This window comes from Actinoallomurus sp. NPDC052308 (assembly GCF_040679195.1).
In the GTDB taxonomy this organism is placed as follows: domain Bacteria; phylum Actinomycetota; class Actinomycetes; order Streptosporangiales; family Streptosporangiaceae; genus Actinoallomurus; species Actinoallomurus liliacearum.
Genome location: NZ_JBFAUM010000001.1, coordinates 1093613 through 1109524 on the forward strand (window position 1 = coordinate 1093613; position 15912 = coordinate 1109524).

At 71.4% G+C, this 15912-nt stretch carries 16 protein-coding genes; 9 read left to right on the plus strand and 7 right to left on the minus strand.

What is annotated here, in order from left to right:
- Positions 1-152: 152 nt before the first annotated feature.
- Positions 153-581, minus strand: coding sequence for a methylmalonyl-CoA epimerase (mce, locus tag AB0L00_RS05515; protein WP_364428712.1), 429 nt, complete (start codon positions 579-581; stop codon positions 153-155).
- Positions 582-666: 85 nt separating this feature from the next.
- On the opposite strand from mce, the gene AB0L00_RS05520 reads away from it, so the two are divergent.
- Both AB0L00_RS05520 and meaB read left to right on the plus strand, forming a co-directional pair.
- Positions 667-1845, plus strand: coding sequence for an acetyl-CoA C-acetyltransferase (locus AB0L00_RS05520; RefSeq protein WP_364428715.1), 1179 nt, complete (start codon positions 667-669; stop codon positions 1843-1845).
- A 9-nt stretch (positions 1846-1854) separates the two neighbouring features.
- Entirely contained in the window at positions 1855-2811 is a 957-nt protein-coding gene (meaB, locus tag AB0L00_RS05525; protein WP_364428718.1) for a methylmalonyl Co-A mutase-associated GTPase MeaB, read from the plus strand.
- Positions 2812-2826: 15 nt separating this feature from the next.
- Here the strand turns inward: meaB and AB0L00_RS05530 are convergent, their stop codons facing one another.
- The 5 genes from AB0L00_RS05530 to AB0L00_RS05550 all read right to left on the minus strand — a co-directional run bounded on the left by AB0L00_RS05530 (position 2827) and on the right by AB0L00_RS05550 (position 8247).
- Positions 2827-4533, minus strand: coding sequence for a phosphatidylglycerol lysyltransferase domain-containing protein (locus AB0L00_RS05530; RefSeq protein WP_364428721.1), 1707 nt, complete (start codon positions 4531-4533; stop codon positions 2827-2829).
- A 103-nt stretch (positions 4534-4636) separates the two neighbouring features.
- Positions 4637-5323 (minus strand): DUF4230 domain-containing protein, encoded by a 687-nt coding sequence (locus AB0L00_RS05535; RefSeq protein WP_364428724.1) that lies wholly within the window; start codon positions 5321-5323, stop codon positions 4637-4639.
- 120 nt (positions 5324-5443) lie between these two features.
- Positions 5444-6217: a DUF2127 domain-containing protein gene (locus tag AB0L00_RS05540; protein ID WP_364428726.1), complete on the minus strand. Its 774-nt coding sequence runs from the start codon at positions 6215-6217 to the stop codon at positions 5444-5446.
- A 55-nt stretch (positions 6218-6272) separates the two neighbouring features.
- Positions 6273-7523, minus strand: coding sequence for a hypothetical protein (locus tag AB0L00_RS05545; RefSeq protein ID WP_364428729.1), 1251 nt, complete (start codon positions 7521-7523; stop codon positions 6273-6275).
- Entirely contained in the window at positions 7516-8247 is a 732-nt protein-coding gene (locus AB0L00_RS05550) for an ATP-binding cassette domain-containing protein (RefSeq protein ID WP_364428732.1), read from the minus strand. Before AB0L00_RS05550 ends, AB0L00_RS05545 begins: the two co-directional genes overlap by 8 nt.
- Positions 8248-8451: 204 nt before the next feature.
- On the opposite strand from AB0L00_RS05550, the gene AB0L00_RS05555 reads away from it, so the two are divergent.
- The 5 genes from AB0L00_RS05555 (at position 8452) to AB0L00_RS05575 (ending at position 13926) form a co-directional block, all read left to right on the plus strand.
- The gene (locus AB0L00_RS05555; RefSeq protein WP_364428735.1) at positions 8452-8958 is read left to right on the plus strand and encodes a MarR family transcriptional regulator; all 507 of its coding nucleotides are present in this window, start codon (positions 8452-8454) and stop codon (positions 8956-8958) included.
- A gap of 88 nt (positions 8959-9046) precedes the next feature.
- The gene (locus AB0L00_RS05560; RefSeq protein WP_364428738.1) at positions 9047-10750 is read left to right on the plus strand and encodes a methylmalonyl-CoA mutase family protein; all 1704 of its coding nucleotides are present in this window, start codon (positions 9047-9049) and stop codon (positions 10748-10750) included.
- Between the two features lie 122 nt (positions 10751-10872).
- Entirely contained in the window at positions 10873-11799 is a 927-nt protein-coding gene (locus AB0L00_RS05565; RefSeq protein WP_364428741.1) for a tetratricopeptide repeat protein, read from the plus strand.
- Positions 11800-11824: 25 nt separating this feature from the next.
- Positions 11825-12460 carry a cytidylate kinase-like family protein gene (locus AB0L00_RS05570; RefSeq protein WP_364428744.1) on the plus strand — a complete coding sequence of 212 codons (636 nt, stop codon included), beginning with the start codon at positions 11825-11827 and terminating at the stop codon, positions 12458-12460.
- Positions 12461-12534: 74 nt separating this feature from the next.
- Positions 12535-13926, plus strand: a complete 1392-nt coding sequence (locus AB0L00_RS05575; RefSeq protein WP_364428747.1) for an NAD-dependent malic enzyme — start codon at positions 12535-12537, stop codon at positions 13924-13926.
- A gap of 149 nt (positions 13927-14075) precedes the next feature.
- Here AB0L00_RS05575 and AB0L00_RS05580 read toward each other — a convergent pair whose 3' ends face one another.
- Complete coding sequence (locus tag AB0L00_RS05580; protein ID WP_364428750.1) at positions 14076-14753, minus strand: hypothetical protein; 678 nt, start codon at positions 14751-14753, stop codon at positions 14076-14078.
- A 125-nt stretch (positions 14754-14878) separates the two neighbouring features.
- Between AB0L00_RS05580 and AB0L00_RS05585 the strand changes: the two genes are divergently transcribed.
- The gene (locus tag AB0L00_RS05585) at positions 14879-15454 is read left to right on the plus strand and encodes a YqgE/AlgH family protein (RefSeq protein WP_345359824.1); all 576 of its coding nucleotides are present in this window, start codon (positions 14879-14881) and stop codon (positions 15452-15454) included.
- Between the two features lie 4 nt (positions 15455-15458).
- Positions 15459-15704, plus strand: coding sequence for a DUF3039 domain-containing protein (locus AB0L00_RS05590; protein ID WP_364392443.1), 246 nt, complete (start codon positions 15459-15461; stop codon positions 15702-15704).
- Positions 15705-15912 lie beyond the last annotated feature (208 nt).

Below are 15912 nucleotides of genomic sequence, written 5' to 3' on the forward strand. Positions count from 1 at the left end.
GGCACGTGCGGGACCACTTTCCGGCGACAGCAGAGTACTCCCGACACTGCCGTGTTGGGGGCTCAACTTTACGACCTGGGCAGTTTGTCGCGATTGTCAGCGCCCATGTAGCGATCGGGTAAGGCACCGGGTTCTGCCCGGGTGACAATGAGTCAGTGCGCGCGCGGCCTCGCCTGGACAAGTTCGGTCAGGACGCCGCCGACATCCTTGGGGTGCAGGAACGCGATCGATGCGCCCATCGATCCGTGCCGCGGACGCTCGTCCAGCAGTCGCACGCCCTTGCCGCCGATGCTCTCCAGCGCGGCCACCACGTCCTCGACTCCGTATCCGATGTGGTGCACGCCTTCTCCCCGTTTCGCCAGGAACTTCCCGACCGGCGTATCAGGGTGCAACGGCTCCAGCAACTGGACGTACGACGCGCCCGCAGGGCCGTCCGCCACGTGGAGCATCGCCTCCTTCACCCCTTGCTGCTCATTGACCTCCCGGGACGCCACGATCAGACCGAACGTGCTCTCGTAGAAAGCGATCTTCTCTTCAAGATCATGGCATGCGATCCCGACGTGATCGATTCGGGTGAGCATGGCGGTGGCCTCCCTGGAAAGTCTCGGCTCTCTTGTGGGTATGTTGGCAAACGTCGCCCCCACCATTCGTCGGAGGTCTCGTTTCATGGCCGGTTCCGTCATCGTCGCCGGAGCGCGGACGCCCATCGGGCGCCTGCTCGGCTCTCTCAAGGACTTCGCAGCGGTGGACCTCGGCGCGATCGCCATCCGCGCCGCCCTGGAGCGCGCCGGACTCGCCGGTGACCAGGTCGACTACGTCATCATGGGCCACGTGCTGCAGGCGGGCGCGGGACAGATCCCGTCCCGCCAGGCCGCCGTCAAGGCCGGCATCCCGATGAACGTCCCCTCGCTGACGATCAACAAGGTCTGCCTCTCCGGCCTGGACGCCATCGCCCTCGCCGACCAGCTCATCCGCGCCGGCGAGTTCGACGTCGTGGTGGCGGGCGGCATGGAGTCGATGACCAACGCGCCGCACCTGCTGCCGAAGGCGCGCCAGGGCTACAAGTACGGCTCCGTCGAGGTGCTCGACGCCACCGCCCACGACGGTCTCACCGACGCCTTCGACGGCGTCTCGATGGGCGAGTCGACCGAGCGTCACAACGCCAAGCTCGGCATCTCCCGCGAGGAGCAGGACGAGTTCGCCGCCCGCTCGCACCAGCGGGCCGCCGACGCCGTCAAGAACCAGCTGTTCGACGACGAGATCGTCCCGGTGGAGATCCAGCAGCGTAAGGGTGAGCCCGTCGTGTTCGCGGCGGACGAGGGCGTCCGCGCCGACACGACGGCCGAGTCGCTGGCCCGCCTCCGGCCCGCGTTCAGCAAGGACGGCACGATCACCGCCGGCACGTCCTCGCAGATCTCCGACGGCGCGTGCGCGGTCGTCGTCATGTCCAAGGCCAAGGCCGAGGAGCTCGGGCTGACCTGGCTGGCCGAGATCGGCGCGCACGGCAACGTCGCCGGCCCGGACAACTCGCTGCAGTCCCAGCCGGCCAACGCCATCAAGCACGCCCTGGGCAAGGAGGGGCTGACCGTCGGCGACCTCGACCTGATCGAGATCAACGAGGCGTTCGCGTCGGTGGGCATCCAGTCGATGCGCGACCTCGGCGTGGACGCCGGCAAGGTGAACGTCAACGGCGGGGCCATCGCGCTCGGCCACCCGATCGGCATGTCCGGCGCGCGGATCGTCCTGCACCTGGCGTACGAGCTGCGCCGCCGGGGCGGCGGCGTCGGCGCCGCGGGACTGTGCGGGGGCGGCGGCCAGGGCGACGCCCTGATCCTGAAGGTCTGAGGGCCCGGGGTGGCGCGGAACGTCGACGTCGAGGATCTGGTCGAGCGGGCGAGGAAGGGACAGCCGCGCGCACTGGCGCGGCTGATCTCCCTCGTCGAGAACGCCTCGCCGCAGTTGCGGCCCATCATGGCCGCGCTGAACCCGCTCGCCGGCCGGGCGCGGGTCATCGGCCTGACCGGCGCCCCGGGCGTCGGGAAGTCCACGTCCACCGGCGCGCTGGTGAAGGCGTTCCGGGAGCGCGGGCTGCGCGTCGGCGTGCTGGCGGTCGACCCGTCCTCGCCGTTCACCGGCGGGGCGCTGCTCGGCGACCGGGTGCGCATGCAGGACCACGCGAGCGACTCCGGCGTCTTCATCCGCTCGATGGCCAGCCGCGGCCACCTGGGCGGCCTGTCCTGGGCGGCGCCCCAGGCCATCCGCGTGCTCGACGCGGCCGGCTGTGACGTCGTGCTGGTCGAGACCGTCGGGGTCGGCCAGGCGGAGGTGGAGATCGCCTCGCTGGCGGACTCGACGATCGTGCTGGTCTCGCCGGGCATGGGCGACTCGATCCAGGCCGCGAAGGCGGGGATCCTGGAGATCGCCGACGTCTTCGTCGTCAACAAGGCCGACCGGGACGGCGCCCAGCAGACCGTACGCGACCTGCGCAACATGATCGCGCTCGCCGGTGACGTCGGCTGGAAGCCGCCGATCGTGCCGACGGTCGCGGTCAAGGGCGAGGGCGTCGACGACGTCATCCGGCGGCTCGACGAGCATCACGCCTGGATGGAGGAGTCCGGCGAGCTCCGCCGGCGCCGGCTGGCCCGGGTCCGCGACGAGGTGGAGGCCATCGCCGTGACCGCGCTCCGCGAGCGGATGGGCGACCTGCACGGCCACCAGCGCCTCGACGTGCTCGCCGGCAAGGTCCTGTCCGGCGACTGCGACCCCTACTCCGCCGCCGACGAACTCATCGCCGCCCTCACCAGCGACTGAACGCACGCGTTCGCGTCACCCGGCGGAGCGCCACGGCGAGGGGGCGTAGCCGTCCTCCGGGACCTGGTCGGCGGCCGCGGCGGGATCGGGTTGGGCGCGGGGTGGGCGGCGGTGGCCGAACTCGAGGGTGAGCAGGGCCACGCCGACGGGCACGAGGCTCGCCCACGACGGGAAGGCCACGGCCCTCCTCACGTAGCGCGGCCGGAACTTCCGGTTGAACAGGTACAGCGACTCGACCTTGATGAGCGGGTCGAGCAGGTGGATCAGGCGGTAGCCCCCCTGCTCCAGCGGCCCGCGCTCGGCGGTGTCGAACAGCTCCCGGAACGCCGCGAAGTTGAGCGATACCTCATCGAGGCCGCGGTCGCGGGCGTACTCCATGACATCGACGATCATCCGCTCGTTGAGGCCGTTCGGGGCGCCGGGGACGCGGCGCATCGCGTCGAGGGAGAGCCGCCGGCCGCAGGCGCTGGGCAGGTACCGCTGGAAGCCGATCGGCGCGCCCTCGGCGTCGCAGGCGATCACGACGACCGAGGAGGCGTGCCGGCCGGTCAGCAGGTCGTCCATGTTCATGGAGAACCCGCGCTCCTCGGTGCCGCCCATCGCCTCGGCGGCCACCGTCTGCAGCCGGGCGAGCTCGTCGGCGGTCAGGTCGCCCTCGCGCGCGACCCGCGTGGTGACGCCCGCGTTGCGGGTGCGCTGCACCGCCTGCCGTACGTTGCGCATGCTCCGGCCGCTCAGGCCGAACTCGTTCGGCGAGAGCAGCACCTCGTCGCCGATCTCGATGGAGCGCAGGCCGTACGGGCGCCACAGGTCAAGCAGGTCGGCGCGGGCCCCGAGCACGGCCATCCGCCACCCGGAGCGCTCCGCGAGCGCGGCGAACTCGGCGACCGCGGCCGGGTAGGAGCGCGGGTCGCCGGCCGGGTCGCCGCCCGCCACGGCGACGCCGAACAGCACGCGGTACCCGATGACGGCCCGCCGGTCGGGGCTGAAGACGTACGACTTGTCGCTGCGCAGGACGAACGGGGCGAGGGTGTCGGAGCCCTGGTCGTCGACCAGGCGTGCCGCCTCGGCGCGCTCCCGGTCGGTGCCCGCCGGGGGCGGCGGCGCGGGCGTGAGCATTGTGACCAGCATGGCGAGCAGCCCGCCCCCGCCGATGACGCCCAGGCTGGCCTCGAACCAGTGGTCGGCCGAGCCGCTGAAGTGGATGGGGCCGGGGCCTGAGGCGGTGAGGCCGGCGAGGATCTCGCGGCCGGCGTCGGCCGGGCTCGGGCCGGGCGTCATCTGATGCCACTGCAGGATCATCACCGCCAGGCCGTACGCGATCGCCAGGCCGTACGTGATGAGGCCGGCGCGGACGGCGGTGCGCACCCGGCTGGGGGAGGCGGTGAACTCCCCCCGGTACCGGACGAACGCGCCGATGGCGGCGGTGAGGAGGACGAGCCGGCCGAGCTGCCAGGTGCTCAGGGCGTCGAGGGCCGACAGGCCGGTGAGCAGCAGGATGACGTAGTACGCGACCCGGCGGCGCAGGAGCACGCCGCGCGCGGTCGCCAGGAGGATCAGCGCGAGCAGGAGTTCCTGGCCGTTCGGGAACAGGTCGCCGATGACGAGGTTGGCCGGCCGCTCGGGCGTCGAGCCGCTCAGAGCGGGGAGCGCGACGGCCACCGCGGCCGCCGCGATGGGCAGCGCGAGCGGCCAGGTCGGCCGGCGATGGAGAGCGGACATGCGGTGAAGAGCGGACGCGCCTGCCACGGACACAACGATCACCCCGGTTTATCCGTAACCGGCCCTTTGTTAGTGCTATTCCCCGCAGGCCGTCTCGGTAAGATCACGGTGATGTGGCGTAAGTCACCGTAACGGTTTTGAAGCCCAAACCGCGCAGTAGGTTCATGATCATCTGTTTGGTGTTCGTATCGGCCCGTTCGGCCAGGCCACTGGAGCCCGCGGCATCCTGGATCTTCTGGGCGGCGAGCACGTAGAGCTGCTGCTGCTGATTCGGGTTCGAGCTGAAGAACTGCCCAATTCGGTCGAACAGTCCGCGCTGTTGTGCGAACACATAACTGCGTTTCGGGTCCAAATTGGTCTTCTCGAGCTTGGCGTGCGGCAGCCGGATCGTCACCGACGTGCGGTCCTTGTCGGTCGTGACGGTTCCGTTGCCCAGGCCGGAGAAGTCGACGTACGCGTCGACGCTCCCGGTGCCGACGAACAGCGTCCGCTGACCGCGGATCGCGCCGGGCAGGAACCGCGCGTCCTTCTCCAGGTCCACGATGACCTGGAAGTTGCCGGTCGCGGCCTCGTACCGGGAGAGGTTCTGGATCGACCGCAGGACGGCGGGACCGCTGCGGTCCTTGGTCTTCTCGCTGAAGGGGTCGAGCCAGTGCGGAAGGGCGTGCACGGCCTGCAGGACGGCGTACATCAGCGCGAGGAGCACGACGATGAACGCGATCCAGCGAACACCCGGCCGGCGCGGCCGCGGGGATGCCGGTTCGTCCTCGGGGGCTTCCGGTCGCACCATTCTCGTCTCCTCTAGGGGTCTCGGCTAAGACCGGGATTACCCCGGAAGAGGCCCACTCATCCCCCGGGACGTACGGCCCCGGTGGCACTGGCGGGTGACCTGGTCGTTCGCGCGAATTCGTTATCCGGCGGCCTCCGCGTGCGGGGCCACGGCCGCCTGCTCGACCTCGATCAGCGACTCGCCGCGCCGGTGCGCCTCGAACGCCTCCTTGCCGCCGCGGACGCCGAACAGCCTCTTGGAGATGACGAGGTACAGGACCAGGCCGACGTTGATCACGAGCGCGCCGATGCGGACCGCGGTGACGCGGTCCGTCAGCTCGTAGATCTCGACCGGCAGGCCGAACGACGTCGCGACCACCGCGAAGTACTCGCCCCAGCGCTTGCCGAGCCACAGGCCGACCGCCTCGACGAGCTCGATCACGGCGTACGCCAGCAGCCCGACCGCGAACCAGGTCAGCGTCTCCGACTTGAGCGTGAAGACGTGCCGGATCTCCTCGATGATGCGCGAGTGGTCCAGGTCCCAGCCGATCTGCCGGGCGAGCGGCCGCAGTAGCGGGATGTCCTTCTCGAAGACCCGCTGGATCGACCCCCGGTTGGCCGAGAACCGCCACACGCCGTACGCGGCGGCGACGATCAGCAGGCCGCGGATCACGCGCTCGATGGCGAAGAAGCGCATGATCAGCTCGTCCCGCAGCTCCCGGCCGCGCGCGACGAGCGGGGCGCGGTCGGCGGGGCCGCTCCCGTGCGCCTCACCGTGGACGTAGGTGCCGCAGCGCAGGCAGCGCCAGGCCTCTCCGGCGGGGGTGGGCACGTGCAGCCGGTCCCGGAGGGCCGGTTCGTCGGGGGCATAGGTGACGTGCCCCGAGCGGGCACACTTCAGCAGGCTCCAGTCCACGGCCCGACGATAGTGAATACCGGCAGATAGAGCACGTCGTTCGTGGATTGTGCGGTCAGCGTTCGCGGAAGTCCCTGCCGCGGAGGGCGCAGGAGTGGTACCGGGCGTAGTGCGCGCGCAGCCATCTCCGGCGCCGCTGCTCGTCCCAGCGGGCGAAGTTCCGCGCGGCGACGGCGTCGGTGAGCCGCGGCGGCGCCTCGTCGAGCAGCCACGCCGACACGAGGGCGCTGTAGTGCGCGCCGGCCGCGTGCCCGGGGTCGCCGCAGGTGCGCGCGTCCAGCAGGCTGATGTCGATCTCCTGCTCGGCGCGGTGGGCGTATCCCGGGGACAGGTCGCTGAGGTGGATGTAGACGACGCCGCGGCCGGGCCGGGGGAAGTCGTTGTCCGGCCGGTGCTCGACCCGGACGAACCGCCCGGGGGTGCCGCTCAGGCGGGTGGCGAGGGGGGTCAGCCCGGCCTCCAGCGACGGCAGCGCCGCGCGCAGCGCCGGGTGCACGCAGACGGTGAGCGGCCACTGGCGGCAGGCGTACGAGAACGCGCGCGGCACGACCGGCGGGGTGCGCTGCTGGCCGTGCAGCCACACGGTGGTGCCCGCGACGACGCCCGCCGCCGCGACCGCCGGGAGCGCGAGCCAGAGGTGCCGGGTCAGCACCCACAGGTAGCCGGTGACCAGCACGGTGCCCAGCCCCAGCGCCCACAGCGCCTGGCCCGCGAGCAGCTCGGTGCGCAGCGCGGCGAACAGCCCGATGTGCCCGATGCCCGGCGGCGGCAGCAGGTCCGCCCAGGCACCGGGGCGGGCGGCGCCCCACAGGTAGGTGAGGACGGCGACGGCCGGGACGGCCGGCAGCCGCGGGACCATGCGGCCGCCGAGATAGCCGATGACGGTGTAGACCAGCAGCGTGAGGGCCCCGGCGAGCGGCCCGATCGGCTTCGGGTGGCCCGCCTCCACATGGATCATCGTCTTGGCGGCGACGACCAGGGCCACGACGGTGTACGCGCAGAGCGTGACGATCACCAGCAGGAGCAGGTCGAGCAGCGGGCCCAGGGCGGGGGAGCGGGCGGTCAGCCCCCGGAGGTAGTCGAGACGGTGCTCGCGCAGGGCGACCCAGGCGGCGAACCCCGCCGAGGCCGGACCGAGCAGGCACACCGAGGAGAACAGCGCCGCGACGGCGTCGTCCCAGTAGGCGACGCCCGGCAGCAGTGCCCGCCACGCCGCGACGGCGCCGAGGAACGCGAGCGCCGGCACGGCCAGGAACAAGGCCGTACGGCGAGCGTCGATCCGCAGCACCCGCCCGAGGTCAGACACCGGCAGGCACCCGAAGCCGGGGACGGGGGGCGCACGGCACCTCGACGAGGCGGCCCCGGACCATGCTGAAACCCCGATCGCACCACCCCGTCAGCTCCGCCGGATCGGCGGCCGTGGCCACGACCGTCGGAGCCAGGCTCCGCAGCAGCGGGATCAGATCCTCCCGCTCGGAATCACCGATGCCGGCGAGCGGCTCGTCCAGAAAGACGAGTTCCGGCTCGTGCACACAGGTCGCGGCCAGCCCGGCGCGCAATCGCAGATCTTGCGGAAGCATGTCCATTTCGAGCGCCGCGGCGTCGCTCAGCCCGAATCGCTCCAGAATCGCGTCGACCGCCCGGCGGGGTGTGCATTTGTAGTAGGACGCGTAGGCGACGAAGTCGCGGGTCGACAAGCCGGACGTCCAGGCGAATCGCGCGGGCAACAGGCCGATCCGGGCGCGCGCCGCGCGCCGCCCGGCCCGCCGGGTCACGTCGTGGCCCAGCACCTCGAGGTCGCCCACGGACGGGCGGCGCAGGGTCGTCAGCGCCTGCAGCACCGCCGATCTGCCCGGACCCGCCGGACCGGCCAGGCCCACGACACCGTGTGTCACGTCGAACGTGGTGGGACGCAGGATCCACCGCCGGCTGCGGCGGATGCCCAGGCCCCGTGCCACGATCGCGGAAGAATTCCCGATCATAATTACCCCCCGAATTGGCGACGCGTGCGCGAGGTCCGGGGCGATCACTGCGTTGAACCGCTGCGCGACGCCCCTCTTTGCCGTCGTCCGCACGCGTCGACAATGGAACTATAACTTGCCTTGATGATGAGTGTCAGCGTTCCTTAGGCGGCCGCCGGGATTGCGGCTGATTCGCGGGATTCACAGGTCGATCGCGGCTATATCAAGCTTGATTCGGCCGATGTCGGGCCGGGCAGGCGATAACGTATGTGAGTGGCCAAGCCGCTCAACCTGCCTTTCGATCCGATCGCCCGCGCCGGAGATCTCTGGGAGCGCCGCTGGGGGCGGTCGCCCGCCATGCTGGCGGTGACCTCGATCATGCGGGCGCAGGCCATCCTGATCGCCGAGCTCGACGCCCTGCTGAAGCCGTACGGCCTGACGTTCGCCCGGTACGAGGCGCTCGTGCTGCTGACCTTCAGCCGCAAGGGCGCGCTGCCGCTGTCGAGGATGGGTGAGCGGCTGATGGTGCACCCGACGAGCGTCACCAACATCATCGACCGGCTGGAACGCCAGGGGTACGTCCGGCGCCGGCCCAACCCCCGCGACGGCCGCGGCGTGCTCGCGGAGATCACCGACAGCGGCCGGGAGACCGTCGAGCGCGCGACCGCCGACCTCCTCGCCGCGGACTTCGGGTTGGGCGCGTACGACGCGGAGGACCTGGAGCGGATGTTCGAGACGCTGCGCGGCCTCCGCGTCGCCGCCGGCGACTTCGAGGAGTAGGCCGCGTCTCTCCGCCATCAGACTGGTTGGCGGCTAGATACTAGGACATCCTAGTATCTAGGGAGAGCCACCGGCCTGAGGAGCGCTCATGGACATGCGGGACATCGAAGAGGGTCGTCGTCGCTGGCAGGCGAGGTACGACTCTTCCCCGACCAACCGACCCCGACCGACCTCCCGGGGCTCCCGCCGACGCGACGCCGACTTCACCACGCTCTCCGGCCTCGAGGTCGATCCGGTGTACGGGCCGCCGGCCGCGGATCCCCGGTTCGAGCGCATCGGCTGGCCGGGGGAGTTCCCCTACACGCGCGGCCTGTACGCCACGGGTTACCGCGGCCGCACCTGGACCATCCGCCAGTTCGCGGGCTTCGGCAACGCCCGGCAGACCAACGAGCGGTACAAGATGATCCTCGGCGCGGGCGGCGGCGGCCTGTCCGTCGCCTTCGATATGCCGACGCTCATGGGCCGTGACTCCGACGACCCCCGGTCGCTCGGCGAGGTCGGGCACTGCGGCGTCGCCATCGACTCCGCCGCCGACATGGACGTGCTGTTCGACGGCATCCCGCTGGGCGACATCACGACCTCGATGACCATCTCCGGTCCGGCGGTGCCGATCTTCTGCATGTACCTCGTCGCGGCCGAACGCCAGGGCGTCGACGTCCACGGGCTCGACGGCACCCTGCAGACCGACATCTTCAAGGAGTACATCGCGCAGAAGGAGTGGCTCTTCGCGCCGGAGCCGCACCTGCGCCTCATCGGCGACCTCATGGAGTTCTGCGCGCGCGACATCCCGGCGTACAAGCCGCTCAGCGTCTCCGGTTACCACATCCGGGAGGCCGGCTCGACGGCCGCGCAGGAGCTGGCGTTCACGCTCGCGGACGGCTTCGGCTACGTCGAGCTCGGCCTGTCCCGCGGGCTCGACGTCAACCGGTTCGCGCCCGGCCTGTCGTTCTTCTTCGACTCCCACGTCGACTTCTTCGAGGAGATCGCCAAGTTCCGCGCCGCACGCCGCATCTGGGCGCGCTGGATGCGCGACGTGTACGGCGCGACGTCGGAGAAGGCGCAGTGGCTGCGGTTCCACACCCAGACCGCCGGCGTCTCGCTGACCGCCCAGCAGCCCGACAACAACGTCGTGCGCACCGCCGTCGAGGCGCTCGCCGCGGTGCTCGGCGGCACGAACTCCCTGCACACCAACGCCCTCGACGAGGTCCTGGCGCTGCCGAGCGAGAAGGCCGCCGAGATCGCCCTGCGCACCCAGCAGGTGATCATGGAGGAGACCGGCGTCGTCAACGTCGTCGACCCGCTCGGCGGCTCCTGGTACGTCGAGGCGCTGACCGACCGCCTCGAGGAGGAGGCCGAGCGGATCTTCGCCCGGATCAAGGACATGAGCCCGGACGGCTCCATCACCGGCGGCATCCTGCGCGGCATCGAGGACGGCTGGTTCATGGCCGAGATCGCCGACGCCGCGTTCACCTACCAGCAGCAGTTGGAGAAGGGCGAGAAGAAGATCGTCGGGGTGAACTGCCACACCCAGTCGATCGAGGAGCCGCTGGAGATCCTGCGAGTCGGGCACGAGGTCGAGCGCGAGCAGAACCGTCTCCTGGCCGAACGGCGTGGGACGCGGGACCAGGCGGCCGTCGACGCCGCGCTGCGCCGGATGACCGAGGTGGCCCGGACCGAGGACAACCTGATCCCCGCCATGCTGGACGCGGTACGGGTCGAGGCCACCCTCGGCGAGATCTGCGGCGCGCTGCGCGAGGAGTGGGGCGACTACTCCGAGCCCGCCCGCTTCTGATGTCGCCGGATCACCCCGGAGCGGCGGCCACGGAACGTACCCGAGTGATCATTGAGGGTGCTTGATCGATTACGTGACGGCCACGCGTATTCGTTCGGCGGTGCATGCGGCAGGATGGACACATGACGTCATCGGACTTCTCGTTGCACGGCGCGATCGACCTCGGCGCGCGGCGTGCCGCGGCCCAGAGACAGCAGCAGCGCCCGGCCTCGGGAGCCTCGGACGACTCCTCGCAACACGTCATCGACGTGACCGACGCGACGTTCAACACCGAGGTCGTCGAGCGGTCGCGCAACGTGCCGGTGCTCGTGGACTTCTGGGCCGACTGGTGCCAGCCGTGCAAGCAGCTCGGCCCCATCCTGGAGAAGCTCGCCAATGAGGCGGACGGCCGCTGGGTGCTCGCCAAGGTCGACATCGACGCGAACCCCGCGCTCGGCCAGCAGCTCGCCCGGATGGGCGTGCAGGGCATCCCGTTCGTCGCGGCCGTGGTCGCGGGCCAGATGCTCCCCGTTCTCAACGGCGCCGCCCCCGAGCCGCAGGTACGCCAGGTGCTGGACCAGCTCTTCGCGGCGCTCCGCCAGCAGGGCCTGCTGCCCGAGGACGACGGCGCGGACGACGCCGTCCAGCAGCCGGCCGCCGATCCGCTGGAGATCGAGGCGGAGGCCGCCCTGCAGCGGGGCGACCTCGACGGCGCCGCCACGGCGTTCGGGCGGATCCTGGAGACCGCGCCGAACGACCCCGTCGCCAAGAGCGGTCTAGCACTGGTCGACCTGCAGCGCCGCGCCCAGTCGTACGACCCGGCGACGGTGCGCAAGGACGCCGCCGACCGACCCGACGACGCGGCCGTCCAGGTCAAGGCGGCCGACCTAGAGCTGGTGGAGGGCCGGATCGACGACGCGTTCGACCGCCTCATCGCCACGGTGCGCCGGACCGCGGGCGACGAGCGGGAGGTGGCCCGCAAGCACCTGCTCGCGCTGTTCGACGTCCTGCCGCCGGACGACCCGCGCGTGACCCGTGCCCGGCGGAAGCTCGCCTCGGCACTCTTCTGACCTTCCTCGACGGGAGGGGCGGGTGATGACCGGAGTCATCACGATCTCCGCGACGTTCGGGGCGGGTGGCAGCGCCATCGGCCCCGCGGTCGCCGAGCACCTCGGCGTGCCGTTCATCGACCGCGCCATCCCGTACACCGTGGCCGCCGACCTCGGCTGCTCGCTCGAGGAGGCGCTCGCCCACGACGACCGCGCCGAGCACGGGCTCGGCCGCCTCCTGGCCGACGCCGCGCGCCTGCCGAACGTCACGCTCGGCGGCATGGACGTCCACCTTCCGCAGCGCGGCGTCGTCCCCGAAGAGGAGTTCGTCCACCACACCGAGCAGGTGATCAAGGAGGTCGCCGACCGGGGCGAGGGCGCGGTGATCCTCGGCCGCGCCGCGCAGGTCGTGCTCGCCGACCATCCCGCCGCGCTGCACGTCCGCCTCGACGGCCCACGGCGACGGCGGATCGCCCGCGTCCAGGAGTCGATGGAGCTGTCCGCGCAGGAGGCCGAGCGTCTCCTCACCGAGAACGACCGGGCACGAACCGCGTACGTCAAACATTTCTACCGGGCGGACCCGGCCGATCCCGGCCTTTATCATCTGGTCATCGACAGTACGCGGCTGGCCGCGGCTGCCTGTGTCGACATGGTCGTGACGGCGGCGCACGCGGTGAGCTGACCTTCGTCGTCGCCTCGTACGCAGGGATGACACCATTGGCGTGCGGACTCTCGCCTCACAAAGGAGCAGTTGACGTGGCCACCGTGCCGAGCGTGTCCTATTCGATCACCGTTCGCCTCGAGGTGCCGGCGGGCGGCAAGGCCGTAAGCCAGCTCACCGGAGCGGTCGAGGGCGCGGGCGGCATCGTCACCGCGCTCGACCTGACCCCCGCGGGCCACGACCGGCTCCGCATCGACGTCACCTGCGCCACCCGCGACACCGAGCACGCCCAGGAGATCGTCGACGCGCTCGAGGGCCTCGACGGCGTCTCCATCCACAAGGTCAGCGACCGTACCTTCCTCATGCACCTCGGCGGAAAGATCGAGATGCAGTCGAAGGTGCCGCTGCGCAACCGTGACGAGCTGTCCATGGCGTACACCCCGGGCGTCGCCCGGGTCTCGCTCGCCATCGCCCGCAACCCGGAGGACGTCCGGCGGCTGACCGTCAAGCGGAACAGCGTCGCGGTGGTCACCGACGGGTCGGCGGTCCTCGGCCTGGGCAACATCGGGCCGGAGGCGGCCCTGCCGGTGATGGAGGGCAAGGCGGCGCTGTTCAAGCGCTTCGCCGGGATCGACGCCTGGCCGATCTGCCTCGACACGCAGGACACCGACGAGATCGTCCGTACGGTGCAGATCCTCGCGCCGGCGTTCGGCGGGATCAACCTGGAGGACATCTCCGCGCCGCGGTGCTTCGAGGTCGAGCGGCGGCTCCGTGACCTGCTCGACATCCCGGTCTTCCACGACGACCAGCACGGCACGGCCATCGTCGTGGTGTCGGCCCTGACCAACGCCCTGCGGGTCGTCGGCAAGGACCTCGCCGACGTGCGCATCGCCCTGGCCGGCGCGGGCGCGGCCGGCAACGCCGTGCTCAAGCTGCTGATGCACGCCGGCGCCAAGCACCTGGTCGTGTGCGACTACCACGGCGCGGTCCACACCGGCCGCGACGACCTGGACGACTCGCTCCGCTGGATCGCCGAGAACACCAACCCCGAGGGCTACACCGGCGACCTGCGCGGCGCCGTCCGCGGCGCCGACGTGTTCATCGGCGTCTCGGCCCCGGGGATCCTGAGCGGCGACGACATCGCGACGATGAACAAGGACGCCGTGGTGTTCGCGCTGGCCAACCCCGACCCGGAGGTCGACCCGGCCGCCGCCCGCGAGCACGCCGCCGTGGTCGCCACCGGCCGCAGCGACTACCCCAACCAGATCAACAACGTGCTCGCCTTCCCCGGCGTCTTCCGGGGGCTGCTCGACGCGCAGAGCCGCACGGTCACGCAGGACATGCTCCTGGCGGCCGCGCGCGCCCTGGCCGACGTGGTCACCGACGACGAGCTGGGCCCGAACTACATCGTGCCGAGCGTCTTCCACGCGGACGTCTCCCACGCCGTCGCCGCCGCCGTGCAGAAGGCCGCCGGCGGCGCCAAGTGACCTGACCGCCGGGTGGGCGGGCGCGGCGAGACGTCCGTCCACCCGGCGGCGGCCTTCGAAGGCGCCTGCCCGCTCCGGACGGGCCGGCCGGAGGTCCGGGCGCTGCTCCGCCGGCGCGGCCGTGGCTCGCCGAGGGAACGGGGCGCCGCTCAGCGGTCGAACATCTTGCCCCGGCGGCGCGGCCACTGGCGGCCGTACCAGAAGATGATGACGCCGGTCAGCATGGCGGCGACGCCGGTGGCGACCCGCGCGACGATCATCCCGCTGTCGGGGCCGGTGTGCGGCAGCGTCTGGTCCGACGTCTTCCGCACGCAGTTCGCGTGCCGGTCGACGCTCTGCACCGGCAGGTTGCGCCAGGTCACGGCGACGGTCGTGGTGCGGTCCTCCCCGACGTTGACGGTGGACCTGCGGGTCGCGCCCGCCGGGATGCGGTCCGCCACCGAGATCGACCCGTCGGTCAGGATGGCGTAGTCCTCGGCCTGCGCGCTGCCGTTGACGACCGACACCTGGACCGTACGCCCGGGGCAGCGGACCTTGCCGATCTGGACCTTGAGCGGCGCGGACGAGCCGGCGGAGGGCAACGGCTCCCCGATCGAACCGTGCGTCGGCGAGTGCGTGGGCGATGCCTTGTGGGTCGGAGACGCCTTGTGCGTGGGCCGGGAGCTCTTGGTCGGGCTCGGGCTCGTGGTCGCGGAGACGCTGACGCCGGGGGCGGGCGTGCTGCCGGCCGCCCGGGAGGGCGGCGAGGAGTCCGTGAGCATCGGGAACACGATCAGCGCCCCCACGATGAAGAAGACGGCCGCGATCGCGACCCTCGACAGCGGCATCGCATCCTCCGGGGGGTGATGATCTACGCCGGTATTCTGCCGATTACCCACGCTCCTCGCGCGCGTAACCGACCGACCCGACCGTCCTGTGTTCCCTCCGCTCCCGAGCAAAGCATGATGAAGGCATGGACGACGGCATTTCCACCGGTCGGCTGCTCGTAGCGACGCCGCAGTTGGCCGACCCGAACTTCCGGCGCAGTGTGGTCCTGATCGTGGAGCACGAGCCGGAGGGCGGCACGCTCGGCGTCGTGTTGAACCGGCCGACCGAGGTGCCGGTCGACCAGGTCCTTCCGCCCTGGTCGGAGCTGGTGACCGGCCCGTCGGTGGTGTTCCAGGGCGGGCCGGTCGCGCTCGACAGCGCGCTCGCCCTCGCGCACGTCCCGGGCACCGACGAGCCGCTCGGCTGGCGGGCGCTGAACGGCAGCCCGGCCGTGGCCAGAGTCGGCCTCGTGGACCTGGACGTGCCACCGGAGATCCTCGCCCCGGAGGTCGCCCGGTTGCGGGTCTTCGCGGGCTACGCCGGCTGGGGGACCGGTCAGCTTCAGTCGGAGATCGACGAGGGCGCGTGGTACGTACTCTCGGCGGAGTCCGGGGACGTGTTCGCGGAGGAGCCGGACGGGCTGTGGCCCGCCGTTCTGCGCCGCCAGGGCGGTGAACTCGCCTTCGTCGCGACGTTTCCCGAGGATCCGTCACTAAACTGAGCACGTGAGTACGAAGATCCTTCCGGAGAGCGACACCAGGCCTGATCTCTCCCACGGCGACGGTGATCACGAGCGGTTCGCGCACTACGTGCAGAAGGACAAGATCATGGAGAGCGCCGTCAGCGGCACTCCCGTGATCGCGCTGTGCGGCAAGGTCTGGGTGCCCAACCGTGACCCGAAGAAGTACCCGGTATGCCCGGAGTGCAAGGAGATCTACGAGTCGATGGACGCCGGCGGCGGCGAAGAGTGACCGTCAAATCGGCGTGAAGGACCCGCGCGTCGGGCGGTGACCGCGAGCGCCGGAGTCTAGCCTCTCCGTCTCGGGGGGGATCGTGATGAGGCGGAGAGGTCTGAGCGGGCTCTTCGGAGTCGTGCTCGCGTCGTGGGGGGGGGGGGGCGGGGGGGGCCCCGGGGGGCCGCCGCCCCGGGGCGCGGCGGGGGCGGGGCGGGCGCCCCCA

Bases quoted from the DNA above. Each gene is read 5' to 3' on its own strand.
- mce (WP_364428712.1), bottom strand. From the start codon at position 581: ATGCTCACCCGAATCGATCACGTCGGGATCGCATGCCATGATCTTGAA.
- AB0L00_RS05520 (WP_364428715.1), top strand. From the start codon at position 667: ATGGCCGGTTCCGTCATCGTCGCCGGAGCGCGGACGCCCATCGGGCGC.
- AB0L00_RS05530 (WP_364428721.1), bottom strand. From the start codon at position 4,533: ATGTCCGCTCTCCATCGCCGGCCGACCTGGCCGCTCGCGCTGCCCATC.
- AB0L00_RS05535 (WP_364428724.1), bottom strand. From the start codon at position 5,323: ATGGTGCGACCGGAAGCCCCCGAGGACGAACCGGCATCCCCGCGGCCG.
- AB0L00_RS05560 (WP_364428738.1), top strand. From the start codon at position 9,047: ATGGACATGCGGGACATCGAAGAGGGTCGTCGTCGCTGGCAGGCGAGG.
- AB0L00_RS05565 (WP_364428741.1), top strand. From the start codon at position 10,873: ATGACGTCATCGGACTTCTCGTTGCACGGCGCGATCGACCTCGGCGCG.
- AB0L00_RS05570 (WP_364428744.1), top strand. From the start codon at position 11,825: ATGACCGGAGTCATCACGATCTCCGCGACGTTCGGGGCGGGTGGCAGC.
- AB0L00_RS05580 (WP_364428750.1), bottom strand. From the start codon at position 14,753: ATGCCGCTGTCGAGGGTCGCGATCGCGGCCGTCTTCTTCATCGTGGGG.
- AB0L00_RS05585 (WP_345359824.1), top strand. From the start codon at position 14,879: ATGGACGACGGCATTTCCACCGGTCGGCTGCTCGTAGCGACGCCGCAG.